General features: G+C 38.3%; 9 protein-coding genes and 1 pseudogene. 3 read left to right on the top strand and 7 right to left on the bottom strand.

The window, feature by feature from the left end:
• Both H1P_RS23105 and H1P_RS23100 read left to right on the top strand, forming a co-directional pair.
• A pseudogene (locus H1P_RS23105) lies at window positions 1-248 on the top strand (IS1634 family transposase); the annotation flags it as partial.
• A gap of 77 nt (window positions 249-325) precedes the next feature.
• Window positions 326-1936, top strand: coding sequence for a hypothetical protein (locus H1P_RS23100; protein WP_144871782.1), 1611 nt, complete (start codon window positions 326-328; stop codon window positions 1934-1936).
• A 71-nt stretch (window positions 1937-2007) separates the two neighbouring features.
• Here the strand turns inward: H1P_RS23100 and H1P_RS23095 are convergent, their stop codons facing one another.
• Window positions 2008-3198: an MFS transporter gene (locus H1P_RS23095; protein WP_144871780.1), complete on the bottom strand. Its 1191-nt coding sequence runs from the start codon at window positions 3196-3198 to the stop codon at window positions 2008-2010.
• Between the two features lie 426 nt (window positions 3199-3624).
• Between H1P_RS23095 and H1P_RS23090 the strand changes: the two genes are divergently transcribed.
• The gene (locus H1P_RS23090) at window positions 3625-4749 is read left to right on the top strand and encodes a M14 family zinc carboxypeptidase (protein WP_144871778.1); all 1125 of its coding nucleotides are present in this window, start codon (window positions 3625-3627) and stop codon (window positions 4747-4749) included.
• An 89-nt stretch (window positions 4750-4838) separates the two neighbouring features.
• Here the strand turns inward: H1P_RS23090 and H1P_RS23085 are convergent, their stop codons facing one another.
• From H1P_RS23085 to H1P_RS23065, 6 genes are all read right to left on the bottom strand, one after another.
• Window positions 4839-5726 (bottom strand): hypothetical protein, encoded by an 888-nt coding sequence (locus tag H1P_RS23085; RefSeq protein ID WP_144871776.1) that lies wholly within the window; start codon window positions 5724-5726, stop codon window positions 4839-4841.
• A 95-nt stretch (window positions 5727-5821) separates the two neighbouring features.
• Window positions 5822-5971: a hypothetical protein gene (locus H1P_RS36405; RefSeq protein ID WP_186376098.1), complete on the bottom strand. Its 150-nt coding sequence runs from the start codon at window positions 5969-5971 to the stop codon at window positions 5822-5824.
• Between the two features lie 248 nt (window positions 5972-6219).
• The gene (locus H1P_RS23080; RefSeq protein ID WP_144871774.1) at window positions 6220-8742 is read right to left on the bottom strand and encodes a glycogen/starch/alpha-glucan phosphorylase; all 2523 of its coding nucleotides are present in this window, start codon (window positions 8740-8742) and stop codon (window positions 6220-6222) included.
• 91 nt (window positions 8743-8833) lie between these two features.
• Window positions 8834-10126: a phosphopyruvate hydratase gene (gene eno / locus H1P_RS23075; protein WP_144871772.1), complete on the bottom strand. Its 1293-nt coding sequence runs from the start codon at window positions 10124-10126 to the stop codon at window positions 8834-8836.
• Between the two features lie 162 nt (window positions 10127-10288).
• Complete coding sequence (gene gap / locus H1P_RS23070; RefSeq protein ID WP_144871770.1) at window positions 10289-11329, bottom strand: type I glyceraldehyde-3-phosphate dehydrogenase; 1041 nt, start codon at window positions 11327-11329, stop codon at window positions 10289-10291.
• 524 nt (window positions 11330-11853) lie between these two features.
• A complete protein-coding gene (locus H1P_RS23065; protein ID WP_144871768.1) occupies window positions 11854-13545 on the bottom strand; it encodes an NAD(P)H-quinone oxidoreductase subunit 4 in 1692 nt (563 codons plus the stop codon).
• Between the last annotated feature and the right edge of the window lie 188 nt (window positions 13546-13733).

Raw genomic sequence — 13733 nt, 5'->3', positions numbered from 1 at the left:
TTATTGTTCGTCGCCAATTAACTGAATCAGAGCAATCTATCTCTGGACTTTATTCAGGGAATCCCAAACGCGCTACTTTTTGTCCCACAGCAGAACAATTATTAGCTGCTTTTTCTGATTTGACTTTGTATCTTTATCCTGATGGCTCTACTGAAATCAGTTCTCTGAATTCCCTTCAAAGACAAATTTTAAATTTGATGAACATTCCTGAATCGATTTATCTTGTTCCCCAGCTAGTTCCTAATTGACTCCAATCGCTCTAATTATTACTGTGACTTGATTTCATCGTCTTTATTTGCTCGACCATTTTTAAATTGAGCGAACCGTGAGTCAAGGATATGCGCCCACAGAGCAAGCAAGAGGCAGACCACGTTTGAACAGTGATATTTATGCCTTGGGAACGATCGGTATTCAAGCTCTGACAGGAGTAAGCCCCATTTATTTGGAGGAGGATGGGGAAGGTGAAGTTATCTGGCAAAATCGAGCAAAGGTGAGTCCTCAACTGGCTACTATCCTTACCAATATGGTTTGTTATCATTTCAAAGACCGCTATCAGTCTGCAACTGAGGCATTACAAGCACTCAACTCATTAAACAATAAGCATCAACACAACCAATCAACTTCTAGTGCTACACAAGTAAGTTCAGAATTTACTCCTGAACCTAAACCAAAAGAGATAAAAATGCCTCTTGAAAATAATCCCTGGATTCCCTGGAATCAAGAAGCAGTTCCCAAAACAAAGTTGGAGAAAATAGCTTTAGATAGCAAACAGCAAACTCTCAAAGTAGCTTCTAGATCGAAGTCACGACAGAAGAAAATATCTCTGAGTACGGAACAATTAAATGCAAAAGCAGTTGCTCAACCTCAGCTAAAAAAGAACAAAGTAGCTTTCAAATCAGAACCAATAACTAGTGAAATCACTGCCGATCGCCAAAAGAAAGACAGTTCAGCATACCTAGACGTTTTATCAGCAGTATTGGAAAATATAAATTTAAGCTACACTTCTATTTTTATAACTCTCAAAAAATCTCGACTATTGATTGGGGCAGGAGTTGCGTCTATATCTATCTGTATCTTTGCTGGATATATTTACCTGAACCACAGAAAATCTTATTTACAGTCGCAGAGAACACTAAAACAAATCGAGCAAATAAAAGTAGCTCAAAAATACTCTGAATGTGTGGAGCAAGCTCAAATATTTCCCTCAAATCATTCAGACTTAAATACTCAATTAGAAACTTTGCTGCTAGAGTGCCGACAAGGTGAAGCTCAAGAACAACTGACTCAAGCTAAAAAGCTGGCAGAACAAAGTAAATTGCAAGATGCGATCGCACTTACTACCCAGATTTCTCAAGATATGAATGCTTATTCAGAAGCACAAAAGCTCATAGCCGATTGGTCTGAAAAAATTTTCCAAATTGCCAGTAATAAATACCATGAGGGACAACTCGAAGCAGCAAAAGCGATCGCCAATGCTGTTCCTACTACTAGTTCTTTAAAGAAAAAAATAGAGACAAAAATTCAGCAGTGGGATGAAGAATGGCAACAGGATCGAACTCATCTACAAACGGCACGCCAAAAATTAGATGAGCATCGTCGGCAAGATGCTATCAACTCAGCCCAGAAAGTTAGCGATAATGCTTATCAGCAAAAGCAAAGTCAGCAAATCATCAAAAAGGCACAAGCCGAAATTGCAGCCGTTCAAGCTACTGCTGAGGAACAAGACAATAATCCCTCTCCCCAGTCAGTTCCTCGCACTAATTCTCATTCCCATCCTATTGCTCCTCTTTTTCCTGATTCAATCCTCCGCTCCAGATTAAAAAGAGCTTCCCCTTACTCTTCCAAGACAAGCCCTTCTCGCTCTTTGATGTCTCCTGGTTCTCGCTCCAAGAGTTTTGTTTGTTTGAATAATCCTAACCCCAAATGTCGTAAATAAATGACAGTATTCTGATAGTATTATTTCAGCGTTGCACTGTCATTAATTGCTGTCTCACTTACTTCCTCTGCTTAATTTTGATTGTCCAAAAATAATTTCTGTCCAAAACCTAATATAGTTGCTGCAATAATAGCTAAAATACTTCCCAAGAAAAAAGTCGCTTGGTAACTAACTTTTTCCCACAAAAAACCAGCTAATAAATTAGCAGGAAAAATAACAACTCCTGTAGCTAAAGCGATTGTACCAAAAGCCGTACCTCGTAATTGTGGAGGAACTCTATTAGCGATCGCAGCCAAGAATAATCCTTTACTCATTCCTTGATAAAGTCCGTAAACCGCAAATAACAGCCACATTTGCCAAGGAGCATTGGCTAAGGCAAAACCAAGATAAACTAAGCTATAAAGCAATAAGCCCACAATTATTAACCCAATCTTCCCTATACTATCGGATAAAACTCCAGCAGGATAGGCACTCAGAAAATAACTCCCATTCATCACCATGAAAGATAAAGGAATTAAAGTATTGTCTATACCAATATTTTGCGCTCGCAATAACAAAAAAGCATCACTAGAATTTCCTAGATTAAAAATTAAAGTCACCGCAACTAATAACCAATAATCAAATTTAAAACTCTTTAAAACACTCCACTGCCAAGGAAAGGATTGTGTTTTCTGCTTCTTTGCAGGTTCTTTAATTCCCCAAAACAATAGTATGACCGCTAGTATCCCTGGAATAGTAGCTAACCAGAAAACCAGACGGAAATTTTGCCTCGAAACTGCCATTAAAACAAAAGCGATTAAAGGACCGACAGCAGCCCCAATAGTATCTAGAGATTGCCGTAAACCATAAGCTGCACCTCTTTGTTCTGGCTCAGTGCTGTCTGCTACTAAAGCGTTGCGAGGAGCAACCCGAATCCCTTTGCCTACTCGATCGCTAAAACGACCAATTAACACCCAAAAAGGATTATTAGCTAAGGCAAAGATGGGAATTACCAAAGCCGATAAACCATAACCAGCGATTGCTAATTCTTTCCGTTTACCCCAATAATCACTTAATGCTCCAGAAAATACCTTAAGTATAGAAGCTATTGATTCTGCGATCGCTTCTATTATTCCTACTGTAATGAGATTAACACCTAATATAGAAACCAAAAACAGAGGCAACAAAGATTGAATGATTTTTGAGCTAGTATCAGTCAGCAAGCTAACAAAACCCAAAACCCAAATATTGCGTGGTATCTTTTTGTTGGTGGTGTGTAACATTATTTTAAAAGTTAAAGGTTAAAAGGCTAACTAATTTATAATTCATATAGTTAATAAATTAGAGTCTAAATTACAAGCTGATAATTATAAATTCATTACTTTATTGACGTCTCAGAGTAACTTGGCTGAATCTTTTTATTTAAACAGAAAATATCGAATTAATAAAGAATTAAAATTACTTAATAAAAAATTATAAATCGCTCGATCTTGAATTATCAAAAGTAATGATACCAAATAAAAGTTGATATCATGATAGCTTGATTTTTATAGTCATCCTTAATTTAAGTACTTAAGTCTAATTCTTCATAGGATTATCTATTGATTAGATTATCTCTTGAATATTGACAAAATATAATTTATTTAACATAGGTACTTATGATATGGGCTTTTCTTAGTTCTTTATCCTCATTCCTCTTGCTTTAAGTTATGCTTCCAAAAATTGAAACTATTAACTTATTAAAACTAGCTTCTGGTGATATTTTATCTTTACAGGTATATAAATTTATCGGCAAACAACCAGGGAAAAAAGTTTATATTCAATCCAATTTACATGGAGGAGAAATTGTTGGCAATGCGGTGATTCAACAGTTAATAGAATATTTGTCTACAGTAGAAGAAAATGCGCTAAAAGGAGAAATTTGGTTAGTTCCTGCTTGTAATCCTTTGGGGACAAATCAAAGAGGACATTTTTTCGCTACAGGAAGATTTAATAGTTACGATGGCAAGAATTGGAATCGAATTTTTTGGGATTACGAAAAAGAATGTGATGATTTAACTGAATTTGCGCGATCGCATTTCCAGCAATCCAGAGAAATTATTAGAAAGAATTATCTAGAAAAAATCCAATCTGCTTGGCAAAAAGAATTAGCAAAGTTAAAAAATCCTAGTAGTGGTACTGTTAGCAATCAATATCGTGCTGTTTTACAATCTCTCTGTTTGGATGCTGATTATGTGATTGATATTCACAGTTCTAGTAATCAAGCTATTGATTTTTTATTTTGTTTTAAAACGAGAGAAAAATCGGCTAATTATTTTCTAATTGATTACGGTATTTTAATGACTGAGTATGACGGGGATGCTTTTGATGAAGCATTTTTAAAACCTTGGTTGGCTTTAGAAAAAGAGTTTAAAAACTTAGGTCATGATATTAACTTCGATCTCGAATCTTGGACTTTAGAATTAGGTTCGGGAATGACGATGAATCCTGATTCGGTAACTAAAGGAGTTCGGGGAATTAAAAACTATTTATTACAAAAAAAAGTCTTACAGTTAGATGAGATTATTACCAACCATAAAATCAAGTTAGTTCAACGTAGTGCAATTAAAAGTTATTATGCTGCTACTGGAGGCATGGTGCAAAATAGATTACCCTTATGCACTGAGGTTAAAAAAGGAGATCTCATTTACCAACTACTGAGTTTTAACAAGCAACAACAATTGCCAGAAATCATCAATGTTGTAGCAGAAACTGATGGTATTATTTTCGATCTGGCTACTAATCAATCCGTTAATCAGGGGGAATACGTTTTAGATATTTTGGTCATTGATTAACAAAAGCGATCGCCTTGAATCAGAAAAAGCGGTCTGCCTTTGGCAGCGCGAGGCGATCGCTAAAAAATCAATTGTTAACTATTAATTATTTATCTTCTTCTACCACCAAAGCTTCTTCTAGAACCAAAGCTACTACGAGGACGAGAAAAGCTACGATTACCGCTACTACCAAATCCAGTAGAACGTCTATTGTAAGATTTATTAGCTTTATTGGAAGTACGAAGAGTATTAGAACCAAAACCAGAACCACTACTACGAGAATTATTCGCAGACGGACGGTTGATTCTATTACCTGTAGCAGTACGATTTCTAATATTACCTGTGGTACGGAGAGCTTGACGATTTTTAACTGCTGGGGGAGGACTGTTATGACGTTCTTGATAACGGTTAACAGCTTGGCTATAGCTAGTACCATAACCACCATAACCAGTCATAATACCGCCAGGACTATAGACAGGGGGTACATAATACTGGGGTCTGAATAGCATATTGGCAACCACATTACCAGCAACTGCACCAGCAAAAGGAGTCCAGAAGTTAGATTCTCTACGAACTACTACTGTTTGAGGTTGACCAGTTTGAGGATCGGTTTGAGTCTCAGTAACGTTATGAACGTAATCGATACGAAAGTCTTCAGTTAAATACAAGATAGGCTGCTTATCTTCTACTTGAAGATAGCTTTTTTCCCCATTAGCAACCTCTTCTTCGCTCAAACGCGCCATCTGAACATCGTCTGTCTGCAATACAGGAGGTGTCCCAGAAGGGGTATTAAGTAACATTAAGCTATATTCACCCGTTGCATCATCGTAAGTGGCTTGCTGTACTGGATATTTACCATCAGCAATCGAAGTGGGTGCAGTAGCAACATTATTTTTAAAATTGGGTTGTGATTGAATTGCTGTCGTTGAACCGCCACAAGCAACAGTTGTCCAACATAAAGACAGTGACATCAACACTACTAAAATTTTCCGTAGCATAAAACACAAATTCTCTATTTTATCTTTCTTAGATTGTAAAGCTTTCGTGTCTACTATAGATTTACGGTTATCACGGCGATCGATATATGTATAGTTTATTTATAATTGTTGATAAGATTAGTACTGGAACCAGGTTGATTATCCACAGTAGGATCGTCAGGCGTTTTTTCACAAGCAATCAGAAGAATCACTAACATAGTTGCAGTTAGTAGACGATTGAATGTTTTACTAATTTCACCACTCATAAGTCAAGTTCCTAAAATCTCCTCAATTCCTATAATGCCTTAATAAATAGGTAGAATCTCTCAACGTATTCCACCTTTTTGATTGTCACAGCCTTAAAAGAAGTAGTAATGTACCCACTCACCATTCACCAGTACCTAAGTATTTGTACCTAAAGTGTTGATGTGCTTGAGATTTACCCTCAAATAAAAAAGACATTTCCTAACTAGAGAAAATGCCTTCTAAACAAAAAATTTATGAGATAATTTAACTATTGACTGTAAGCATCAATCTCAATCTTCATGGGTTCAACACCCCAAATTTCCTTACAGTATTCTCGAATAGTGCGATCGCTGGAAAACTTGCCCATTCTTGCAGAGTTGATAATTGACATTTTTGTCCATTTTTCTCGATCTTGATAAGCTTCACTCACCCGATCCTGACAATCTACATATTCTTGATAGTCTGCCAGCAACATATAGGGATCTTGATAAAGTAAAGAGTCTACAATTGGCTTAAATAGCTTCTCATCTCCATAACTAAAGTGACCTTTAGCAATGCGATTGATTACGTTGCGAAGTTCTGGGTTATGTTGATAATATTCCATTGGGTCGTAGCCTTCTGATTTCTTGGCATAGACTTCTTCTGCGGTTAAACCAAAGAGGAAAAAGTTTTCTGCACCAGCTTCTTCACGAATCTCGATATTGGCACCATCTAAAGTCCCAATAGTCAGTGCGCCATTCATGGCAAACTTCATATTACCAGTACCAGAGGCTTCTTTCCCTGCGGTAGAAACCTGTTCTGAGAGATCGGCAGCAGGATAGATTTTTTGCCCTAAAGAAACGCTAAAATTGGGCAAAAATACCACTTTAATCCGACCTTTGACATCAGGATCGCTGTTAACTACTTCGGCGACAGAATTAATTAGTTTAATGACTAATTTTGCCATAAAGTAGCCTGGTGCTGCTTTACCACCAAAAATGAAGGTGCGGGGTACTACTTCGGTGTTGGGATTTTGTTTAATACGGTTGTATAGATTAATAATGCCAAGTACTGCTAAATGTTGACGCTTGTATTCATGAATGCGCTTAACCTGAACATCAAAAATAGAATTGACATCAACATCTATATTACGAGTTTTTTTGATATAAGCAGCTAAATGAGCTTTGTTTTCCTGCTTAATAGCTAGCCAACGCTGACGAAACTCAGGATCGTCAATATATTTTTCAATCCCGCGCATTTGGTCTAAATCTTTAAGCCAATCTTCACCAATTTTTTCGGTGACTAATTTAGCTAACTTCGGATTACTCATTAAAATCCAACGACGGGGAGTAACTCCATTAGTTTTATTAAAGAATTTTTCTGGCCAAAGTTTCGCAAAATGCTTGAGGGTATCTTTTTTCAACAAGCTAGTATGTAAGGCTGCTACGCCATTAATAGCATGAGAGCCTACACAAGCCAAATTCGCCATGCGAACTTTTTTCTCGCCTCCTTCTTCGATAATAGAGAGTTGAGAAGCTAAATTGTCGTCATCAGGAAACCAAACACGTACATTTTCTAAGAAGCGGTGATTGAGTTCATAAATAATTTCAAGATGTCGTGGTAATAACTTCCCAAAAAGACTTACTGACCATCTTTCTAACGCTTCTGGCATTAAAGTATGGTTGGTGTAAGCGAGGGTTTTTTGGGTAATATCCCAGGCTTTATCCCAATAAATATCATGTTCATCAATTAGTAAGCGCATTAATTCCGCAACGGCTACCGCAGGGTGGGTATCATTAAGCTGAATCGCTGATTTTTCACAGAAATTATCTAGGCTAGGATGTTTATGGAGATGAATGCGAATCAAATCTTGTAGGGATGCAGCTACAAAGAAATATTGTTGTGCCAAACGTAACTCTTTGCCTTGGGGTGTATTATCGTTAGGGTAGAGAACTTTAGAGATCGTCTCGGAACTCATTTTTTCAGCTACCGCGCGATCGTAATTACCCGCATTGAAAGCTTCAAAGTTAAACTCTTGGCTGGCTTCTGCTTTCCACAAACGAAGAGAATTTGCCGTATTGGTTTTATATCCTGGTACTGGAGTGTCGTAGGGAATCGCTTTAACTTTTCTTTCGGGTATCCAGCAAACCCTATAATCTCCGTTTTCGTCGTGGTGCGCTTCTGTATGACCACCTAAACCTACTTCTACAGTATCTTCAGGGCGGGCAATTTCCCAAGGATTACCATACATTAACCAGTTATCAGGAACTTCTCCTTGCCAACCATCCCGTAAAACTTGGCGGAAAATACCAAATTCGTAGCGAATTCCGTAACCGATAGCGGGCATCTCTAAATTAGCTAGAGAATCGAGAAAACAGGCTGCTAATCTACCTAAACCGCCGTTTCCTAAGCCTGGATCGGGTTCTTCTTCGATCAAGTCTTCAATATCTACGTCAAAGTCTTTGACTACTTGGCTCATTTTGTCGTACATCTCCAAGCTGAGTAGATTATTGGCTAAATGTCTACCCATTAAAAACTCTGCGGAAAGATAGGAAACGACTTTAACGTCTTGCTCTTGATAAGTACGACTGGTTTTAATAAAGCGATGTAAAAGGCGATCGCGAACTGTATAAGCTAATGCATAATAATAATCTCGTAAGGTTGCATTAGAGCTATCTTTTCCTTGGAGATAAAACAGGTTGTCTTGAAAGGCTCTTTTGAGAGTCTCCAAGCTCATCCCAGTGCGATCGTCTTCTATTTTGATGTTGCTGTTGATACTAATGTCTTGCTGCTTTGGTGGCTGAGTTTGCATAGTAATTTTTAGTGACTGATTACTTAGTGGTGTTTGGTTGAAGGTGTTCATTAGTCAGGGTTAACGGCTATTAGCCCTGACTTTTTTTTCCTTATTTGGGTCCTAAACCGATTTTTCCTGCATAGATAGCGCGATCGCCTAATTCTTCTTCAATCCGTAATAAACGGTTATATTTGGCGACTCTTTCACTGCGACACAGAGAGCCTGTTTTAATTTGTCCTGCGCGAGTTGCTACTGCAAGATCTGCAATAGTTGTATCTTCGGTTTCTCCCGAACGATGACTGATAACTGAACGATAACCACTACGAGTAGCCAGATCGATCGTTTCTAAAGTTTCTGTAAGAGTTCCGATCTGATTCAGTTTAATTAAAATAGCGTTACCTGTACCAGCATCGATACCTTTTTTTAATCTGGTGGGGTTGGTCACAAACAAATCATCCCCTACCAACTGAACTTTAGAGCCTATTTTTTCTGTGAGCAGTTTCCAATTTTGCCAATCTTCTTCATCTAAACCATCTTCAATGGAAACAATAGGGTAATTATCAACTAATTTAGCTAAATAATCAATAAATTCTGTGGCAGAATGTTCTGCGCCATCATAAGTATACTTACCATCTTTATAAAATTCACTGGCAGCTACATCCATAGCTAAAGCGATTTGTTCTCCTGGCTTATATCCTGCTTTATCGATGGCAACCATTAATATTTCTAAAGCTTCTTCGTTAGAACCCAAATTAGGAGCATAACCCCCTTCATCTCCCACTCCTCCAGAGAGCAAGCCCTTATCTTTGAGCACTAACCCAAGAGTCGCAAATATTTCTGCCCCCCAGCGCAAAGCCTCCGCAAAAGAAGCTGCACCTACAGGCATAATCATAAACTCTTGAAAGTCTACATTATTATCTGCGTGTTCCCCTCCATTGATGACATTCATCATGGGAACAGGTAACACATTAGACATAGGTCCCCCTAAATAGCGATATAAAGGAACTTGTAACTCATCTGCTGCTGCTTTTGCTGTGGCTAAAGATACCGCTAAAATTGCATTTGCACCTAGATTTTTCTTATTAGGAGAACCATCACGCTTAATCATGGCGTGGTCAACTGTTGCCTGATCCAAAGCATCAAAATCAATTAAAGAAGGGGCAATTTTCTCTTTGACATTACGTACTGCGGTTAAAACACCTTTGCCACCATAGCGATTTTTATCTTCATCTCGCAATTCATGTGCCTCATAAGTTCCTGTAGATGCGCCACTAGGTACTTGAGCTAAACCATAAGCACCAGAAGCAAGATACACTTCTGCCTCTACAGTGGGGCGACCACGAGAATCTAAAATTTCTCTAGCGACAATATCCTCGATAGTTGCTTCTGAATGATTCATCATTGATTGTCCTTAATTATTTTTTAATAATTGCTGCAACCGACAAATATATCAGTTGTCTAAATGGATTCGGTAGAGCTATTTATTTTTGGCAGGTAGAGCGAGGCATCGCCCCACCTTATGAAATTGAAACTAAGGGCGCAAAACTTACGCCAATACTATTGGTTAATGAGTTGCGACTAACATTTCTGTGTCTTTCTGTGCCATGGAAAGAATCAAATCAATTGCTCGGTTGGAGTAACCCCATTCATTGTCATACCAAGCAACTACTTTAAAAAAGCGATCGTTTAAGGCCATTCCTGCACCAGCATCGAAAATACTAGAGTGGGAATCTCCTGTAAAATCAGTAGAAACTACAGGGTCTTCGGTATAGCCTAAAACTCCTGCCATTGAGCCTTCAGCAGCCTGTTTCATAGCAGCACAAATCGCTTCATAGCTGGTAGGCTGTTCTGTACGGAAGGTTAAATCGACTACAGAAACATCAGGAGTAGGTACACGCATTGCCATACCTGTGAGTTTACCCTTTAATTCGGGTAAGACTAACGCCACTGCTTTGGCTGCTCCTGTCGAAGCAGGAATAATATTTTGGGTTGCGCTGCGTCCTGCACGTAAATCTTTCTTACTAGGACCATCTACTGTAGGCTGTGTAGCTGTCATGGCGTGAATTGTGGTCATTAAACCTTCAGCTAAACCAAAGTTATCGTTAATTACTTTCGCTATGGGTGCGAGGCAATTAGTAGTACAACTAGCATTGGAAACAATAGTATCCTCTCGGGGATCGAAGTTATCTTGATTAACCCCAATTAAAAGAGTTTTAACGCGCTCTGGGTCTTTAGTAGGAGCAGAGATTACTACCCTTTTTGCTCCTGCGGTGAGATGTTTGGCTGCACCTTCGTAGGTGGTAAATAGACCCGTACATTCGATTACGTAATCTACGTTATAGTCTCTCCAGGGTAATTCTTCTGGGTTTTTCTTAGAGACACAGGGAATAGTTTTACCATTAACTACAATGGCATCTTCTTGGGCTTCTACCACACCAGCAAAACGCCCATGAGTGGAATCGTATTTCAGGAGATAAGCGATCGCTTTTGGCGACACTAAATCATTAATACCAACAAATTCAAGATCGGGATTATTTAACCCTGCACGAAATATTAATCGCCCAATGCGACCAAAGCCATTAATCGCTACTCTTACTGTGGACACTATGATAACTCCTTGATTCTTATATGGATACTTTGACTAAATTTGTTTTACGTTACTTTATGTTGTAAGTCTAATTGCTTATAGAGTTACTTATTCTTTATAAAATATGCAAATTTCTTTTTTTTAAAGGGTTAAATATTTAAAAAAGGTTAAGGATAGTAAATTTATGACAAATATTGAAATGTATTTTAAACAGGACTTACGCATTATAAGAATTTTTACGCCATATATGACTTAGGGTGGGCAATGCCCACCCTAACAATGGTGTTTTTAAGGGTATTTGCGTAAGCCCTCTTAAACTCATCCTATTTATTAATGCCTTGGAATTTTTTTGGGATTGTGAGGCTCTTGCGGTCTTGAGCGGGACGTTGTCATTCATTGGAAACGTGAGAGTAAATAAAAAAAGCAGTTAAGGTAGGACTTAGAGCTGAAGAAAAAAGTTTGCTCGTTTGTTGCCTACCTGATTATATTGTTCGATTGAGTTTTAACTTGGGAGTAGCAAAGACATCCCAGGTAAACACCAACTAGGTGAAATTTGAGGAAATAAATTTGTCCCATTCATTCATGCTAATTAAACCTATAGCTTTAGTTTGTGGTAATTGAGGTACAATGGGAGCCTTTGTTGAAGCATATAGATTAGGCATCTCTGAAGGATAATCTTGCTCTAAAACTTGGTGAGAGTGAGTCGCAACTTCGACTGTTTTTACATCGTAAGTTTGAGTCGCTAATTTGGGATACAAGCCGATACCAATAATAGGAATTAAAAGACAAGCGGTAATAAATATCTCTCTAGGTTTAGCGTCTGACCAAAAGATTGCTTGAGAAGTCGATGTTTGCTCGGATTCTACCTCTTCAGAAGACTGCATTGATTTGGCGTTTTCTGCTCCATAGAAAAGCACTCTTAGCGTCGAGAGCAGATAGATGGGAGTCAGGATTAATCCCACTGCTGCCAGTGCAAGTACCACAGCTTTAAATATGGGGGTATAAGCATCGCTAGTTATTAAACCGAGGAAAACAGTGATCTCTCCTACAAATCCACTCATTCCAGGAAGAGCCAGAGAAGCTAAACAGCCAGCCGTAAACAAAGCGAAAGTTTTGGGCATTTTCTGAGCTAATCCACTCATTTCATCGAGCCATAAGGTATGAGTGCGTTCATAAGTGACTCCACAGAGGAAGAAAATACTAGCTGCAATCAAACCGTGAGAAAGCATTTGTAAAACAGCACCGCTCAAACCCAAATCGTTAAAGCAAGCAATACCGATTAAAACAAAACCCATGTGAGAGATAGAGGAATATGCCATGCGTCGCTTCAAGTTTGTCTGACCAAAGGCAGCAAAAGCACCGTAGACAACATTGACGATTCCTAAGACAATTAGTACGGGAGCAAAAAAGACATGAGCATCGGGAAGCATTTCCATATTCATGCGAATGAGTGCATAACCTCCCATTTTGAGCAATATTCCAGCTAAGATCATAGAGACTGGGGCAGAAGCTTCTCCATGAGCATCTGGCAACCAAGTATGTAAAGGAAAGATGGGGAGTTTAACACCAAAGGCAATTAGGAAACCAGCATAGACAAAGAGTTCTAATCCTAGAGGATATTGTTTGAGAGTTAAAGCTTCGATGTCGAAGGTAACTGTATCGCCATAAAAAGCAAGTGCCAAAGCTGCAACCAAAATAAATACCGATCCCAAAGCAGTGTAGAGAATAAATTTAGTTGCTGCATAACGGCATTTCGCACCACCCCAAATTGAAATTAGCAGATAAACTGGAACTAGCTCTAATTCCCACATTAGGAAAAATAAGAGTATATCTTTGGCGAGAAAGACTCCAATCTGCGCGCTATACATAGCTAGCATCAGGAAAAAGAACAGGCGAGGTTTCTCTTTGACTTGCCAACCAGCAAAGATGGATAAAGTAGTTACCAACCCTGTCAGTAACACTAGAGGCCAAGAGAGGTCATCAGCACCTAGTGACCAGTTTATACCTAGCTGCGGTAACCAAGAATAAGTTTCTACTAATTGAAATGCGGGATCATGAAAATCGTAATAACGCCAAGAAACGAAAGCAATTAAAGCCAGCTCAACTAGCCCAACACCAAGAGCATACCAACGAACTGTCTTACCTTCTTTATCTGGTAATATGGGAATAAGTAATCCAGCTAACAAAGGTAGTAAGATAATTGTCGTGAGCCAAGGAAAGTGTGTATTAATCATCAGAGTTGACACCAGAATAAATAAATAAAAGAAACAAACAAACAAAGAAATAAAAGAAAGCTAGAAAAGATGGTGATAAAAGTCGAGATAATTTATTAACCATTCACTAACTTGTTGTATCAATCATAAGCAAAAGAAAGTGACAAACTTGTAACAAGAAACTAAGAAAACTGAGAAAATAAGTGGTT

The sequence above is a fragment of the Hyella patelloides LEGE 07179 genome (assembly GCF_900659865.1).
Lineage (GTDB): Bacteria > Cyanobacteriota > Cyanobacteriia > Cyanobacteriales > Xenococcaceae > Hyella > Hyella patelloides.
Note: the sequence above shows the minus strand (reverse complement) of the source record. Positions and strands in the feature narration are given on the sequence as shown.

Bases quoted from the DNA above. Each gene is read 5' to 3' on its own strand.
- H1P_RS23095 (WP_144871780.1), bottom strand. From the start codon at position 3,198: ATGTTACACACCACCAACAAAAAGATACCACGCAATATTTGGGTTTTG.
- H1P_RS23090 (WP_144871778.1), top strand. From the start codon at position 3,625: ATGCTTCCAAAAATTGAAACTATTAACTTATTAAAACTAGCTTCTGGT.
- H1P_RS23085 (WP_144871776.1), bottom strand. From the start codon at position 5,726: ATGCTACGGAAAATTTTAGTAGTGTTGATGTCACTGTCTTTATGTTGG.
- H1P_RS36405 (WP_186376098.1), bottom strand. From the start codon at position 5,971: ATGAGTGGTGAAATTAGTAAAACATTCAATCGTCTACTAACTGCAACT.
- H1P_RS23080 (WP_144871774.1), bottom strand. From the start codon at position 8,742: ATGCAAACTCAGCCACCAAAGCAGCAAGACATTAGTATCAACAGCAAC.
- eno (WP_144871772.1), bottom strand. From the start codon at position 10,126: ATGATGAATCATTCAGAAGCAACTATCGAGGATATTGTCGCTAGAGAA.
- H1P_RS23065 (WP_144871768.1), bottom strand. From the start codon at position 13,545: ATGATTAATACACACTTTCCTTGGCTCACGACAATTATCTTACTACCT.